Genomic DNA, 15744 nt, shown 5'->3' on the forward strand with positions numbered 1-15744 from the left:
GGCATGCGAGTCTCGGCGGACAACGCCATGCGCCTGGCGGCGGTGTACGCCAGCGTGCGCATCCTGGCCGAGACGATGGCGGCCCTGCCGTTCGTGCTCTACCGGCAACGCGCCGATGGCGGCAAGGACCGGGTGACGGATCACTGGCTGTACCGCGTGCTGGCGAAGCGCCCGAATCGTTACCAAAACCCGTATGAGTGGCGCGAGATGTTGCAGGGTCATCTGGCACTGCGGGGCAACGCCTACAACCGGATCGTGGCCAACCGCCGCGGCGAGATCGTCGAGCTAATGCCGATCCACCCGGACAGGATCAGGATGGAACTGATGCCGTCCGGTGACTACCGCTATCGGGTGACCGATCGGCTCGGGGTGGAGACGATTCTGCCGCGGGGCGAGATCTGGCATCTGCGTGGTCTGTCCTCCGATGGCCTGATGGGCATGAGCCCGATCGAGCTGGCGCGCGAGAGTCTGGGCATGGCGCTGGCGGCGCAGGACTACGGTGCGCGCTTCTTCGCCAACGACGCGAAACCCACCGGCGGCTGGATCGAGTTTCCTGGGTCGTTCAAGGACAGCGAGGCCAAGAAGGTGTTTCGCGAGTCCTACCAGGCGGCGCAGTCCGGTGCCAACCGCGGCAAGGTGCTGGTGCTGGAAAACGGCATGAAGTTCCACGAGGTCGGGGTGACCAACCGGGATGCGCAGTTTCTCGAACTGCGGAAATTCCAGATCACAGACATTGCGCGGCTGTTTCGCGTGCCACCGCACATGATCGCGGATCTCGATCGCGCGACCTTCTCGAACATCGAGCAGCAAAGCCTCGAATTCGTCATGCACACGATGACGCCGTGGGCCGAACGATGGGAAGCGAGCATCGAATCCGAGTTGCTGCTCGACGGAGACGATCTCGAGGTCGAGTTTGATTTTGCGAATCTGATGCGCGGCGACGCCGCCAGCCGGTCGTCGTACTACCAGAGCGGGATCCAGAACGGCTGGCTGACGCGCAACGAGGCGCGCATCGCCGAGAACCTCAATCCGCTCGACGGGCTGGATGAGCCGTTGCGGCCGTTGAACATGGTCGAGGAAGGTTCGGCGGAGGACCTGGAGGGCGATGCCGGGCAGGAGCAACGTCCTGCGCAGGATGTGACTGGACCGCAAGACCATGAAGACGCACAGACCGAATGACGATGGGGATGACACGATGAACCACCACTTGCTGGTTGCTGAATTTCTGGCCACCCCCTGGGCGCTGATGCCCGAACGGCTGAATGCGGTCGCGGCAGTGCTCGCGCGCTGGTCGCAGGACGTTCCGGCTGGTGAGGACGTCCTGGCATCGATTGCCGCTGACCGCAACGTGCGGGAGGCACGCCGGCAGGCGACCACGGCGGTGTCCAGTGGCGGGATTGCTGTCCTGCCGTTGTACGGTGTGGTCACCCAGCGCGGCAACATGGTCGACGACGTCTCTGGGCCGGGGAGTGTCAGCACGCAGCAGTTTGCCTCGGCTCTGCGCCAGGCGCTGGCGGATGACTCGGTCAGCCAGATCCTGATCGATATCGACAGTCCGGGCGGCAGCGTCTACGGCGTCTCCGAACTCGCCGACGAGATCGTCAGTGCCCGAGCGCAGAAGCCTGTGGTGGCGATCGCCAACAGTCTCGCCGCCAGCGCTGCGTATTGGATCGGGTGCTCGGCATCCGAGTTCTACGTCACGCCAGGCGGCGAGGTCGGTTCGATCGGTGTCTGGCAGGCGCACTTCGACTACTCGCAGGCGTTTGTCACCAAGGGCGTCAAGCCGACGCTGATCTCGGCCGGCAAGTACAAGGTCGAGGGCAATCCGTATGTGCCGCTGGACGAGGAGGCGCAGGGCTTCATGCAGTCGCGCGTGGATGACTACTACGCCAGTTTTACCAAGGCGGTGTCGTGCGGGCGCGGGGTGCCGATCGCGCAGGTGCGCGAGGGGATGGGCCAGGGTCGTGTGCTCGGCGGCGACGCTGCGCAGGCGCAAGGCATGATCGATGGGGTGGCCACGTTCGAGGATGTCGTCAGGAAGATGCGGCGCGATCCGAGGTCCATTGCCAGACCGCGAGCGTCCCGCCTAGCACAGGTGAGGAATGCCTTGGCAATTCTGTGACAATGGGATGCAAGGTTTGATATCTCGTTGCGGTACGTGACGGGATCAGGCGGTCGAACTGACCGCCTGCGGCGGGTTCGTAGCGGACGCTGAGGAATCTTCTCGAAAGTCGCCGGTGAAGTCCACCGGCTTGTAAAATGTCGTTCGCACATTGCGAAGCGCATGTTCTTGCGACAGTTTCGACATGGGGTGCACAATTTACTTTCGACGGTCGGGTTGGGCGTCATCGGGGCCCGGCGTCACACGGGAGGCTTTTTGTCATGAAAACCGCCGCAAGCGTTCGCTTCCGCACATTCTGCATGATGGTTTTGGTCTGGCCTGGCATTTCGTTCACGCAGGAGCAAACAATAGCCCGATTGCAAACTGAACTGGTCTCCTCATGGTTGGTTACGGTGGAAGGGGAAGACAGAACGCGGACGCTGAGAATAACGGGGGTGACGCAAGACCCCGAGGGCAAACTGCTCCTCGACGCAGCCGTTGGGTGGACCGATGGAAATCAGGTTTCGGTCCCAGCTTCCGCAATCCAATCCGGCCAAGAGACTAAGCTGCTGTTTGTTACACAGGCGGGCGCTCAGGTCGCGGCCGTCCTGATGCCGAGCGGCATCTTCGAGGGCACCTTCACGAACAAAAAAGGGGTTGTGAAGGCGGTTCGGGGCGAAAAGCTTTCGGAGACTGATCTGCAGTTGAAGATAGCTGCGGCTAAGGCGAGCCGGGCGGAGAAAATCGTGCTCAAGCCCTCCGCGGATGTTCCCGAGTCGTGCGCTGCGTTCAGCGGTCAGTGGGTTGGGCGGTGGAGTCAGGGCAATGTTGGTCAGAACTGGCTGTGGATAGCCGAAATTGACGTCAATTGCACCGCAAAGGTGTCTATCGAACGGAGTGACAGCCCCCCTAAGCGCTTCAGCACCGTGGAAATCAAGGGCGACGAGTTGTCCTTTCTGTGCAATTCGTCCACGGGTGGCACCTGCGTTTTCAAGCGTAATGGGAATGATCTTTGGGCAAGCTATTCCAACCCCTCAGGCGGCAAAAATAGTGCCGTTTTTGAGAAGGTCAGATGAGTTGACCTCGTGCCCATCGATGGCCAAATGGACTAGAAACATGCCGCTTTGCTCGGTTCCATCCGACATCCATGCGCCGGAGTCGGGTCACCGTGAATGAAAGAACCAAGACGAGGGATGGCTGCGTCCTCGTTACTGCCGTTTTTGCGCCTATAACTGCCAGGAGGAAGCATGGCCAGAATTCGTTGGGGATTTTCGTCGCTTTTCATTCTTGCGGCTTGCTCTCTTGCTGCAGGGTTACCGGCTGCCGAGGAGGAGAGATCATCCGTTGCACCGGCCGTGACTTCGTCGTATGCGAACGAAGATAAGGATTTCGGAGTTTCTCCTGTATCTCGTCCCAAAAGGGCGCCATATCACGCACCCACGCCTTTGCAGATCCCCGGCGCAACCGTAGTCAAGACAGTCGAATTGAAGCATCTAATCGATACCAACCCTAAGCTGGTGATCATTGACGTTCTTAATCCAAGGACGCCGTCACGGGCAACAATTCCGGGCGCAGTGTGGCTACCCAGGGCCGGTGATGGGGACTTTTTTACTGCGGAAAAGGAGCGATTTGCGGCAGCGCTTCAGAAGCTCACCGGAGGTGAGACGGCACGCCCACTGGTGTTCCTCTGCTTAAACTCCGAATGCTGGTTGTCTTACAACGCATCCCTTCATGCAATCGAGGCCGGCTACACCCAAGTCATGTGGTACCGCGGTGGATCCGAAGCCTGGGCGGCAGCCGGGTACGACATGCGGGGGATGCAAGCCACAAGCTGGTAGCATCCCCGCCTAATGTGGCAGTCGAGGGGCACGGCCCGCAAGCTGCGCTCTAAGGGAAGCGCTGATTTAATCGCGTTTTTGCGGAAGGCCACCACGCCACCCCTTGAAACCACCCGCCGCTCGTCCCCACCCAAGCCGCCCCCGGGCGGTTTTTTTACGCCCATCGAACCCGCCTCGTGCGGGTTCTTGCTTTGGAGAACCACATGAGCAAGCAACTGCGCGAGCTTCAGGCTCGCAAGACCACCCTGGTCAAAGAGGCGCGCGGTCTGACCGACCTCGCCGCTTCGGAGAATCGCGACCTGACCGACGACGAAGTGACCGCCTTCGACGCCCTGCGCGCCAGGATCGACGCCGCCTCGGCAGCGATCGACCGCGAAGCCGCTCTGATCGCCGATGAAGCACGCATCGGTGTCGACCACGTCATCGGTCCGATCGTCACCGACAACCGCGAAGCGGATCCCCGCCGTGGCTTCGGGTCCGTCGGCGAATTCATGCAGGCGGTGTACCAGGCCGACAAGCCCGGCCAGTCCATCGACGCCCGCCTGCTGCTGGGCGGTATCGGCGCCGCCGCACCGAGCAACTACGGCAACGAGGCCGTCGGCCAGGACGGCGGTTTTCTGGTACCGCCGCAGTTCTCGCAGGAGATCTTCAGGCTGTCGCTCGGCGAGGATTCCCTCCTGCCGCTCACCGACAACGTCGAGATCAGCGGCAACAGCATGGCTTTCCCGAAGGACGAGACCACGCCCTGGGGGACCAACGGCATTCGCGCGTACTGGCAGGGCGAAGCGGCCTCGGGCGTTCCCAGCAAGCCGGTGCTGGGCCTGGCGACCTTGCGCCTGAAGAAACTGATGGCGCTGGTCCCGACCACCGACGAGTTGCTCGACGACGCCAACGCGCTGACCAGCTACCTGCCGGAGAAGGTCGCGGTCTCGATTCGCTGGAAGGCCAACGAGTCGATCCTCTTCGGCGCCGGCAACGGCATCCCGCTCGGCTGCATGAACGGCGGCGCCATCGTCACGGTGGCCAAGGAATCCGGTCAGGCGACGCAAACCCTGCTGACCCAGAACCTCGCCAAGATGATCGCCCGCCTGCCGCCGGGCTCTTTCACCAACGCGGTGTGGATCGTGAACAACGATGTCCTGCCGGCACTGTTCACCCTGACGCTTGGCAACTACCCGATCTACCTGCCGGTCGGGCAATCGGTCGGCGGCATCCAGCTCTCGCCCTACGGCACGCTGCTCGGTCGCCCGGTGTTTGTCTCGCAGCACGCCAACACCTTCTCGTCGCAGGGCGACGTGCTGCTGGTCGATCTCTCGTACTACCAGACCATCACCAAGGCCGGCGGCATGCAGACCGCGACCTCGATGCACCTCTACTTCGACGCCGACCTGACGGCGTTTCGCACCACCTTCCGCATGGACGGCCAATCGAAGATCCAGAACCCGATCGCCCCGGCCAAGGGAGCCAACGCGCTCTCGCCCTACATCCAGCTCGCCGCGCGATAGGCGCGGGCAGGAAGCATTTTTCCACAGGAGACGTCCATGTACCCCAACCTCAAGGGCAGCGAAACGCTGTCGCTTCTCGCCACCATCGACCCGGCCAGCCAGGCCGCCGGTACCGTCACCACCGCCTGGGTATCCGCCGCCAACTTCCATGCGTTTCTGGCGCTGGTCGAGACCGGCGTCCTCGGCGCTGCGGCGACCCTGGACGCCAAGATCCAGCAGGCGCGGGACGCCACCGGTACCGGCGCCAAAGACGTCAGCGGCAAGGCGATCCGGCAGATCGTCAAGGCCAGCGGCGACAACAAGCAGGTGCTGATCAACCTGAGGCCCGAGAACCTCGACAGTAACAACGGCTTCGCCTTCCTGCGGCTGTCGCTGACCGTCGACGTCGCCGCCAGCATCGTCGCCGGCAAGCTCATCGGGGTGCATCCGCGCTACGCCACGGCGGAGGTCTTCAACCAGGCCGCGGTGGTCCAGGCGATCTGACCCCATGCCCCTGCAACTCATCACCCCAGCCGCGGAGGAACCGGTGTCGCTCGCCGAAGCGAAGCTCCACCTGCGGGTGGAGTCTGCCGACGACGATGCGCTGATCGGCGCGCTGATCTCGGCGGCACGGCAAGCCGCCGAAACGCTCACCGGCCGCCAGTTCGTCACCGCGCGCTGGAAGCTGGTGCTCGACAGCTTTCCCGGTCCGAGCCTGACGGGCGTTCCTGCGGGACTGCCGTTCTCGCTGCCGGGGCACGCGATCCTGCTGCCGAAATGCCCGGTCCAGTCGGTGTTGGCCATCCGATATCGGGACATGTCCGGCACCCTGCAAACCATGCCGCGAGCGGACTACACCGTGGACACGGCTTGCGAGCCGGCGCGCGTGACGCCGGTATTCGGCAGTGCCTGGCCCGTCTCCTTGCCGCAGATCGGTGCCGTAACGCTGGTCTTCGCTGCGGGCTACGGCGATGCCGCCAGCGTCCCCGCGGGAATCAAGAGTTGGATCAAGCTGCGGGTGGGCAGTCTCTATGCGCACCGCGAGGAAGTCGCCCTGCTGGCGAGCGGCAAGATCGAATCCTTGTCGTTCATCGACGGCCTGCTCGACCCGTACCGAGTGGTGCTGGTATGACCGCCAGCTTCAATCCTGGCCAGGCCAGGCAGCGCATCCGGCTGCAGGCCAAGAGCGTCACCCGCAATGCCATCGGTGAAGAGGTTGTGGCCTGGACCGACGTGGTTACCGACACCGCCGATCATGCGCTCTGGGCCGAGGCCTGGCCGCTCAAGGGACGCGAATTCTTCGCCGCCCAGCAAACCCGCTACGCCGCCGACGTCCGATTTCGGATCAGGTGGCGGGCGGATGTGGTGCGCGAGCAGCGCATCCTGTGGCACGACGAGCCCTACGACATCGTGATGCTGACTGACGTCGGCGCCGGTCGCCACACGCTGGAAATCCTCGCCATCAACGGCATCCGGAACGGACTCTGACCATGAGCAGTGACATCACCGTCCAACTGCAGGGCGTCGAGGAACTGAAACGCGTCCTTGCGCGCGTGCCCGACAAGCTCAGGCGAAAGGGATTGCTGAAAGCCCTGCGCGTATCGGCACGGCTGGTACGCGACGATGCCCGCCTGGCAGCGCCGGTACGGCAGAAGCCGAAACCCAACCACCGGCCGGGCACCGTCAAGCGCGCGATCAGCATCCGCACTTCGAAGTTCGCGCGACGGGCCGGCAACGTGGGGGTGTTTGTCAGTGTCCGGTCCCTGCGCGGCGCCCGACAGAAACGCCTCGGCGCTGCCGGCGCCAATAACCCGAACGACCCCTACTACTGGCGCTTTCTGGAGTTCGGCACGCGCAAGCTGACCGCGCGCCCGTTTCTGCGCCCGGCCAGCCGCAAGCTGCCACAGGTCGCCGAAGCGTTCATCGTCTCGGCTACCGCCGAGATCAACCGGCTCAACACGGGGAGTGAGTGATGTCCGCCGAAACCGAACTGCATGCCGCCCTGTCGGCCAGCACCGCGCTGGCCACCCTGGTCGATACCCGGATTACTCCGGACGTCATTCCCGAGGGAAATCCCCTGCCGGCGGTCGTCTACCAGCGGGCTGGCACTACCGCAGTCAGCACCATTCACGACGGCCAGCCGATCGCTGAAGAAGTCCGTTTTCAGGTCAGCGCCTGGGCGCCCACGCGTACTGTGGCCGACGCTGTGGCGGACGAGGTCGCCACAGCCTTGGCCGCTGCCGGCGTCAGTGTCGCCGATCGTTCGAGCGGCATCGACCCGGAGACTGATCTCAAGTCCGCCACCGTCGAGGTCGACTGGTGGCACGTGTTCTGAACCTCCACCTTCTTCATCACCCGCCCGCCGATTGGCGGGTTTTTCTTTTTCGGAGCCAAATGCCATGTCCAATCCCCGCAAGTGGTCGAACGTCGCCGTCGCCCTGCAGTCGGCGCTGGGCGCCGCGATCACGATTACCGCCGTCACCAAAGCCACGGAAGGTGTCGTCTCCGCGACCAATACCCTCGCCAATGGCGAATTCGTGCTGCTCGCGGTCGAGGGCATGTGGCAACTCAATGACCGGGTCGCCCGGGTCAAGGCGGTCTCCGGGGCCGGCTTCACCCTCGAAGGCATCGATACCACGCTCTTCGACACTTTCACCAGCGGCAGCGCGCAGAAGATCAGCTTCGGGGTCAGCGTCACCACGGCGACCGAGGTCAGTCCGTCCGGCGGCGAGTTCGACTTCATCCCGACGACGACCATTCACGCCGCGCAACAAACGCAGATCCCGGGCACGCCGACGGCCGGTGTGTACACCTTCACCAACGTCTGGGACATCAGCGACGCCGGTCTGCTGGCGATCAAGGCGGCCTCGGACACGCAGACCAAGCGGGCCGTCAAATTCACCTTCGGCGCCGGTGGTCCGATCATGTGCTTCAACGGCTACCCGGCCGGCCAGCTCCTGCCGGGTGGCCAGGCGCAGGCGCTGGTGACCACGCCGACGGTCATCACGCTGTCCGGCACGCCGAGCTACTACGCGTCATGAGCGCCCTCTCCGCAAAGATCCGCAAGGCGCGCGAGCTGCGTGTCGAGACCGGGGGCTTCGTGTTCACGGTCCTGCGCCCAACCCCGCTCGAACGCGAGGAGAAGATTCGGGGCGAGTCCGCCGCGCGCGGCATCCTCTCGCTGGTGATCGGCTGGGAGAACGTCACCGAGGGCGATCTGATCCCCGGCGGCGACCCGCATCCGCTGCCCTTCGACGCGGAGGCCTGCGCCGAGTGGCTGTCGGATCGCCCCGACCTCTTCGCCGGCATCGCCGACGCGGTCGTCAAGGGTTTCGAGGCGCATGTCCTGAAGATCAAGGACGCGCTAAAAAACTGAGCGCCTGGCTGAGCGCGCGCGATCTTCCGGCGCAACTTCAGCCAGGCAATCAGACCACCCCGCTGCCCGTCGCCACCGCGGTCCAGGCCTGGAACCTGATGGGCGGCATCGACTGGTCGGCGCTACCGATCGTGATTGATCTCCTCGGCGTCTCCGACCCCGAAGCCCTCATCACCCAGCTGGTTGCCATCCGCGACCACCAGAACGATCAAGGGAACGACTGAATCATGGCCCTCGCCACGCTCACCATCGACATCATCGCCAAGCTGGCGAACATCGAGCGCGACCTCGGCAGGGTTTCCGGCCTGGCCGAGAGGAGCGCGAAGCGCATGGAGAGCGCGTTTGCCGGGGCCTCGTCGGTCATCGCCAACGCCTTCGCCGGTCTCGCCGGCGCGTTCTCCGTCGGCGCCATGGCAGCGATGGTCACGTCGTCGATCGACGCCGCCGATGGTCTGTCGAAACTCTCGCAGCGTACGGGCGAAACGGTCGAGAATCTTGCGCGCCTGCAGTACGCCGGCAGCCTGGCGGATGTCAGCAATGACGCGCTGGCCACGAGTCTCAAGAAGCTCTCGAAGAATATGGCCGAAGCCGCCAGCGGTACAGGAGAGGTGGCCGACGCGTTCAGGGCCATCGGCGTCTCGGTAGTGGATTCGGCCGGGAAGTTGCGCAGTTCGGGCGACGTGCTCAACGACGTCGCCGACCGGTTCGCCGGCTACGAGGACTCGGCCGCCAAGGCCGCCCTGGCGCAGGCGATCTTTGGGCGCAGCGGTGCGGACCTGATTCCGCTGCTGAATGCCGGATCGCAAGGCTTGAAAGAGATGGGTGACGAAGCCTCCCGGCTCGGCGTCGTCATCTCGACGGAAACCGCGCAGGCCGCGGAGCGCTTCAACGACCAGATGACGCGGGTCAATGCGGCGCTCGGATCGATTGCCAAGCAGACCGCAGCCGAGTTGCTGCCGGTACTCAACGAACTAGCCGATTCGTTGGTCGACATCGCCAAAGAAGGCGTCGGCGCCAGCCGTTCGTTCAGCCCACTGTCGGATGTGTTTCGGGCGTTCATCGTCGTGGGCGGGAATGTGGCCTACGTCTTCAAGGCGATCGGCACCGAGATCGGCGGCATGGCGGCGCAGATGGTCGCTCTGTCCAAACTCGATTTTCGGGGTTTTGCGAACATCGGTGAAGCGATGCGCGAGGACGCCGAGAAGAGTCGCAAGGCAATCGACGCGTGGTCGGCGCGCGTCCTGTCGGCGGGCAAGTCTGCGGGGCAGGCTTTCAGCGATTACAGCAACGAAGGCCGCGGGCGCGGCCTGGCGTCGCCGGCCAAGACCGCCGCGCCCAACTTCAACGTCCCGAAGATCAAGTCCGCCGGTGGCGGGCGCGCTGCCAAGGCGATCGACGATGGCCAGCGGCTGGTCGATCAGTTGCGCGACCAGATTCGCGCGACACAGAACCTGACCGAAGTCGAGAAGCTCGAGGCGGCGATTGCCGACGGCAAATACAGGACCGCCTCCGCGGCGAACCTCGAGATCGCCCGCGGCTACGCCGAAACGCTGGACGCGATCAAGGCCGCCAAGACTGCGGCCGAGGAAGAGGCAGAGGTGCAGCGCCAACGTCTGGCGGTCTTCGCCGAAGGGCGGCGCGTCTTCGAGTCGGTGCGCACGCCGGTTGAAGCGCTCGACGCCGAAGTCATGCACCTGGTCGAACTGCTCGACGCCGGCGCGATCAGCATGGACACCTTCGGGCGCGCTGCGTCCAGAGCCGGCGAAGGTTTCATCCGGATGGGTGAGAAGGCGAAGGAGACCAGCGACGTGATGGACGAGTTCGCCAAATCTGCCGCCACGAACATCCAGTCAGCCTTTGCCGATTTCCTCTTCGACCCGTTCAAGGACGGCATGAGCGGCATGCTCAAGCGCTTCGGCGAGACGATCCAGCGGATGATCGCCGAGGCGGTCGCCGCCGATCTTGGCAAGCGACTGTTCGGCGATCTCGCCAAGGGTGGCGTCGGTGACGGGCTGCTGGGCGGCGCTTTCAAAGTGCTCGGTGGCCTGCTGCCGAATGCCGATGGCGGCGTGTATCGCTCGCCCAGCCTCTCGCGGTTCTCGGGCCAGATCGTCAGCAGCCCGCGCCTCTTCGCGTTCGCCGCCGGTGCGGGCGTGATGGGCGAAGCCGGGCCGGAAGCGATCCTGCCGCTCGCGCGCGGTTCCGACGGCAAACTCGGGGTGCGCGGCGGGAGCTCGACCAGCGTCACCGTCAATATCCATGGTGTGACCAACGCCGCCGAGCTGCGCCGTGCGGGCGGCCAGGTCGGCCGCGAGGTGCTCGCTGCGATCAGCCGCGCGCAGCGTTTTGCATAGGGGCCGACATGCCGGAATTTCTCTCCGAGCGGCTACCGGTCGATGTGCGCATGGGGGCGAGCTATGCCGACGAGTACGCCGTCGAGATCACCACCACGGCCGGCGGCGCCGAGTATCGGCGACTGATCCACGGCTTTCCGGCCCGGCGCTTCACGATCAATTACACGCTGCTCCGGGATGACCTGGCCGCGCGGGTGCTGGCGCTCTACCACCGCGCTTACGGCAAGTTCGCGGGTTTTCGGGTGCGCTGCGCTGACGATTTCTCGACCAACAATCACACCGGAGCGCCGACGGCCACCGACTGGGTGCTGCCGAAGATCTCGAACGGGGTGTACCAGTTGATCAAGGGCTACGGTAGCGGCGCGACGCCGCTCGGTATCGGCCTGCCGTACCGGAATCTGTACAAGCCGGTCGCCGGCACGGTGCTCGTCTCGAAGAACGGCGTCACGCTCAGTTCGGGCGTGTCGGTCGATTACACCACCGGGCGCGTGACCATCACCCCGGCGCCGACCACCGAAGTGATCAAGGCCGGCTGCGAATTCGACCTGCCGTGTCGCTTCAATTCCTCGATCGAGATTACCGCCTTGAGCACGTCCATGCGCGACTGCGGATCGATCGACATCATCGAGCTACTGCAGCCATGAAATCCGTCGTTGCTGATTACCGCTACCGCACCCAGTGCCTGCGCATCGTTCCGGTCACCGGGTCGCCGATCTATCTGACCGACCACCCTCGGGATCTGGTGATGAGCGGGCACACCTACCTGTCGACGGCGGGCTACCAGTTCACCGGCCAGTCGGCGACCGCCGGATTCTCGCCGGCGTCGGTCGACATCGAGGGCATTGCCGGGGCGTCCGGACTGTCGCGCACGGCCGTCGGCAGCGGCCTGTTCGACGGCGCGCGCTGTTACGTCTTCGCAACCTCCTGGGCGGCGCCGGTCGAGGACCAGGAGCCGGTCGTCGCCGGACTCTTCGGCAAGGCGACCCTGCTCGACCACCGCTTCCAGATCGGCGGTGTGTCGCTGATCGACGCGCTGAACCAGACCGTTGGCCAAACCTACGGCGCGCAGTGCCCGAAGCTGTTCTGCGGCACCGAGTACGCCGGCTGCGGCGTGTCGCTGGCGGCCAACACCGTCACCGGCACCTTGACCAGTGTGACCAGTGCCTCGGTGTTCACCGCGTCCGCGCGAACGGAAGCGGCGGACACCTTCGGCGCGGGCACGATCCAATTCACCAGCGGGCCGAATGCCGGGCTGAAAGCGCTGGAGATCAAGAGTTTTGCGGGTGGGGTGATCACCACTTTCGAGCCGTTCTATTACCTGCCGGTGGCCGGTAACGCCTACAGCATGGTGCGCGGCTGCCGCAAGCGATTGTCCGATTGCCAGGCACGCTGGAATGGCTCTGTAACCTTCTCGAACGTGGCGAACTTCGGCGGCTTCCCGTGGATTCCCACCGGCAGCACCTATGCACAGGTCGGACAGGGCGGCTGATGACGGCCGACGATATTCTTGCTGCCGCGCGGCAGTGCCTCGGCACGCCGTTTCGCCACCAGGGGCGGCTGCTCGGTTTTGGTCTGGACTGTGCCGGGGTGGCGATCCACGTCGCGCGCCAGATCGGCGTCGGGCATCTCGACCTGTCCGGTTACGGGCGCACGCCGGCCAACGGCCAGTTGGAGCAGTCGCTCGATAGCCAGCCCTGTCTGGAGCGCGTCGCTAGGGTCGACGACCGGCTTCCCGGTGATCTGCTCTTGATGCGCTTTGCGGGTGACCCGCAGCACCTGGCGATCACCGCCGGCGACACCCTGATCCATGCCTATGAATCGGTGGGCCAGTGCTGCGAGCACCGGCTGTCCAGCATGTGGGCGGCGCGCATCGTGCGCGTCTATCGCTTTCGGGGAATCGAATGAGCAGCGGCGGGCAGGTGGCCGGCGGACTCGTCGGGGCGGTGGCCGGCTTCTTCCTGGGTGGCGGCACCCCCAGCGGCGCGCTGTACGGGGCGCAGATCGGGATGACGCTCGGCGGCTACCTCGATCCGCCCAAGGGCCCGACCGTCAATGGTCCGCGGCTCAACGACCTGTCGGTCCAGACCAGCACCTACGGCGCGGTCATCCCGCGCGTCTACGGCACGGTGACGGTCAACGGCAACGTCTTCTGGCTGGAGAACAACCGGCTGAAGGAAACGGTCACCAAGAAGAAGTCTGGCGGCAAGGGCGGCGGAGGCAAGACGACCACGCGCACCTACACCTACTCGGCGACCTTTGCCGTCGGCCTGTGCCAGGGGCCGATTGTCGGCGTGCGCCGGATCTGGGTCGGTCCGGATCTGATCTACGACGCGGGCTCTTCGGACCCCGATACGCTCGCGGCCAGTAACGCGGCGGCCAGCGGTTTCCAGCTCTATCTCGGCACTGACACCCAGGCGGCCGATGCGCGCATGCAGGCGACGCTCGGTGTCGCCAATACGCCGGCCTGGCGCGGGCTCGCTTACCTCGTGTTCTACGACCTGGCGCTGGAGCGCTACGCCAACAGTCTGGCTGGCGCGCAGGTCAAGGTCGAACTGGTAGAGCAAGGCGTGGTCGGCGGGCCTGCCGACGTGACGTTCTTTTCTCTGCCGAGCCTGACGTCCCACTCGGGACCCTTGTGGGATGGTGTGGATTGGTACGGCGTGATCTTGCTCAACACCTCAACGGCGAGGATGGTGACCTCGCCGGACATGGGGTCATGGACTCAAATCGCCACCATGCCCGCGCGCTCATGGTCCCGGATTCTCTATCATCAGGGGGTGTACATCGCCAGCGCGCCGACGACGCCCGGGTTCTCGGGCGCAGGCGTCGCGACCTCCAGCGACAAGGTGAATTGGGTGGTTCGCTGGAGTGGGTCATTCGGCCGCTGGACTTTGAAATGGATCGTTCCTGGCAACGGCGGCGTTTTATTCATCGAGGGTCAACAAGGCACGGATGGCAACAGCGCGGCTGGAACACGTTCAGTCCTTCTGGATGCCAATTTCGCGCTCGTCAACTACGGCTGGATTGTTCCGAACTTCGATTGTGGCCATTCGCAACCGTGCCATAACGGCACGGTATTCATCGTCGGAGGGAACGTGGGGGCGGTGCCGCGGATCTTCATATCGACCACAGGCGTGGGTACTTGGTCGGAACAGGCCGTACCTGCTGGCGTTTCCCACATCTACGGGATCTGTGCCTTCGGATCATCGTTGCTGATGGCTGCATTTGACCAGAGCACCCGTACGGGCAAAGTGGCCGTATCGACCGACTCGGGTGTCAGTTGGAGTGCATGGGTCAATCTTCCGCCTTGTCTCGGGGTTGGCGGATGGCGAAATCCGAACTGGAACGGCGCTGAATTCTTCCTCTGCGAACACGGAACCTCGCAGTGGGCGACGAGCCCGGACGGCGTGACTTGGGAGGCGCACACGACAACCGCCGGCCTGCCGACCCACCGGCCGGACTCGTTCCAGAAAGGGTGGAACGGGTCGGCTTGGGGGTCCTTCAGCAATGAAGTCGGTGGGGCGTTTCTGTTCACCGCTGCAACAAGCGGCATCACGCCGACCGATACGTCGCTGGGCACCATCGTCTCCGCCGAGTGCCTGCAATCAGGCCTGCTCACCAGCGGCGACATCGATGTTGCATCGCTGACTCAATCGGTGCGCGGTTACCGCGTCGGCAGCATCGGGGCGATCCGGGCGGCGCTCGAACCACTGCAGGCGGCCTGGCCGTTCGATGTCGTGCCGCACGGCTACAAGATTCGGTTTGTGGTGCGCGGTGGTGCGTCGGTGGTCACTATTCCCGCGTCGGATCTCGACGCGCGGGGCGCAGACGACGAGCCGGGGGTGCAAATTACGACCAGCCGGGAGATGGATTCGCAGCTGCCGCGCCGGGTGACGGTGCAGCATCTGGATTACGACCGTGAGCACATCGCCGGCACGCAGTACGCAGAGCGTCTCAATACGGCGGCCATCAATGCCCTGGTGCTCGATCTGCCGATCGTATTGACGGCGACCGAGGCGGCCGGCAAGGCGGAGGTGCTGCTGTATCTCTACTGGCTGGAGCGTTACGACGTGTCAGTGACGCTGCCGCCGACGTACAACCAGTTGGAGCCGGGCGACGTGGTGACGCTGGTTACTCCCGAGGGCAACGTCAGCCTGCGCATGACGGCGATCCATTACACCAGCGACGGGCGGATTGCGTGCCAGGCGAAATACGCCAACGCAGCAATCTACACGCCGACTGCGGTCGGGGCTTCGCCGGTGGTCAGCGGGACGACGACGATTACACCGGTGGGTGCGTCGGAGTATGTGCTGATGGACGTGCCAATGGTTAGTGCGGCACAGTCCGGGCCGTCGTTCCTGGTGGCGATGACGGGCGCGCTGGCGGGATGGAGAGGTGGCGCGCTGATGCAATCGACCGATGCCGGCTCGACCTGGGCGAGCCTGCAGGACTTCGGGCCACCGGGCTCGGCGCTGGGGATCTGCACCAACAGCATCGGGGTGGTGGAGCACCGGGTGATCGACAACGCCAACTTGCTCAACGTGACGCTGACGCAAGGCGAACTATTCAGCGTGACGCAGCTGGCGATGCT

The 15744-nt window shown here is 64.6% G+C and carries 17 protein-coding genes and 1 pseudogene; all 18 read left to right on the forward strand.

The genetic code is table 11. The features are described 5' to 3' along the window. The first annotated feature begins 3 nt into the window (after positions 1–3). Positions 4–1179: a phage portal protein gene (locus tag QZ634_RS11570; protein ID WP_291988734.1), complete on the forward strand. Its 1176-nt coding sequence runs from the start codon at positions 4–6 to the stop codon at positions 1177–1179. Positions 1180–1195: 16 nt separating this feature from the next. Further along, positions 1196–2122 carry a S49 family peptidase gene (locus QZ634_RS11575; RefSeq protein ID WP_291988490.1) on the forward strand — a complete coding sequence of 309 codons (927 nt, stop codon included), beginning with the start codon at positions 1196–1198 and terminating at the stop codon, positions 2120–2122. Positions 2123–2382: 260 nt separating this feature from the next. Next, on the forward strand, positions 2383–3177 hold the full coding sequence (locus tag QZ634_RS11580; RefSeq protein WP_291988492.1) for a hypothetical protein: 795 nt from the start codon (positions 2383–2385) through the stop codon (positions 3175–3177). A 171-nt stretch (positions 3178–3348) separates the two neighbouring features. After that, positions 3349–3939, forward strand: coding sequence for a rhodanese-like domain-containing protein (locus QZ634_RS11585; protein ID WP_291988493.1), 591 nt, complete (start codon positions 3349–3351; stop codon positions 3937–3939). A 203-nt stretch (positions 3940–4142) separates the two neighbouring features. Continuing rightward, positions 4143–5444 (forward strand): phage major capsid protein, encoded by a 1302-nt coding sequence (locus QZ634_RS11590; RefSeq protein ID WP_291988495.1) that lies wholly within the window; start codon positions 4143–4145, stop codon positions 5442–5444. 36 nt (positions 5445–5480) lie between these two features. Beyond that, positions 5481–5927: a hypothetical protein gene (locus QZ634_RS11595; protein WP_291988497.1), complete on the forward strand. Its 447-nt coding sequence runs from the start codon at positions 5481–5483 to the stop codon at positions 5925–5927. A gap of 4 nt (positions 5928–5931) precedes the next feature. Continuing rightward, complete coding sequence (locus QZ634_RS11600; protein ID WP_291988499.1) at positions 5932–6555, forward strand: head-tail connector protein; 624 nt, start codon at positions 5932–5934, stop codon at positions 6553–6555. After that, positions 6552–6911 (forward strand): phage head closure protein, encoded by a 360-nt coding sequence (locus tag QZ634_RS11605; RefSeq protein ID WP_291988501.1) that lies wholly within the window; start codon positions 6552–6554, stop codon positions 6909–6911. Before QZ634_RS11600 ends, QZ634_RS11605 begins: the two co-directional genes overlap by 4 nt. A gap of 2 nt (positions 6912–6913) precedes the next feature. After that, entirely contained in the window at positions 6914–7396 is a 483-nt protein-coding gene (locus QZ634_RS11610) for an HK97-gp10 family putative phage morphogenesis protein (RefSeq protein WP_291988503.1), read from the forward strand. Beyond that, positions 7396–7758, forward strand: a complete 363-nt coding sequence (locus QZ634_RS11615) for a DUF3168 domain-containing protein (protein ID WP_291988505.1) — start codon at positions 7396–7398, stop codon at positions 7756–7758. The genes QZ634_RS11610 and QZ634_RS11615 overlap by 1 nt, the downstream gene beginning before the upstream one ends. Before the next feature lie 64 nt (positions 7759–7822). After that, entirely contained in the window at positions 7823–8464 is a 642-nt protein-coding gene (locus QZ634_RS11620; protein WP_291988507.1) for a phage tail tube protein, read from the forward strand. After that, the gene (locus QZ634_RS11625; RefSeq protein ID WP_291988510.1) at positions 8461–8799 is read left to right on the forward strand and encodes a hypothetical protein; all 339 of its coding nucleotides are present in this window, start codon (positions 8461–8463) and stop codon (positions 8797–8799) included. The genes QZ634_RS11620 and QZ634_RS11625 overlap by 4 nt, the downstream gene beginning before the upstream one ends. A 98-nt stretch (positions 8800–8897) precedes the next feature. Continuing rightward, positions 8898–9023 (forward strand): hypothetical protein, encoded by a 126-nt coding sequence (locus QZ634_RS11630; RefSeq protein WP_291988512.1) that lies wholly within the window; start codon positions 8898–8900, stop codon positions 9021–9023. Between the two features lie 3 nt (positions 9024–9026). After that, positions 9027–11153: a hypothetical protein gene (locus QZ634_RS11635; RefSeq protein WP_291988513.1), complete on the forward strand. Its 2127-nt coding sequence runs from the start codon at positions 9027–9029 to the stop codon at positions 11151–11153. Positions 11154–11161: 8 nt separating this feature from the next. Next, entirely contained in the window at positions 11162–11797 is a 636-nt protein-coding gene (locus tag QZ634_RS11640; RefSeq protein ID WP_291988515.1) for a DUF2460 domain-containing protein, read from the forward strand. Next, positions 11794–12642 (forward strand): DUF2163 domain-containing protein, encoded by an 849-nt coding sequence (locus QZ634_RS11645; RefSeq protein ID WP_291988517.1) that lies wholly within the window; start codon positions 11794–11796, stop codon positions 12640–12642. The genes QZ634_RS11640 and QZ634_RS11645 overlap by 4 nt, the downstream gene beginning before the upstream one ends. Next, entirely contained in the window at positions 12642–13058 is a 417-nt protein-coding gene (locus QZ634_RS11650) for an NlpC/P60 family protein (RefSeq protein ID WP_291988519.1), read from the forward strand. The genes QZ634_RS11645 and QZ634_RS11650 overlap by 1 nt, the downstream gene beginning before the upstream one ends. Before the next feature lie 1310 nt (positions 13059–14368). Beyond that, positions 14369–15313: pseudogene (locus QZ634_RS11655) on the forward strand (phage tail protein); the annotation flags it as partial. Positions 15314–15744: the final 431 nt, after the last annotated feature.

Origin of the sequence: Candidatus Accumulibacter sp. ACC007, assembly GCF_907163205.1 — a bacterium.
GTDB classification, from domain to species: Bacteria; Pseudomonadota; Gammaproteobacteria; order Burkholderiales; family Rhodocyclaceae; genus Accumulibacter; species Accumulibacter regalis.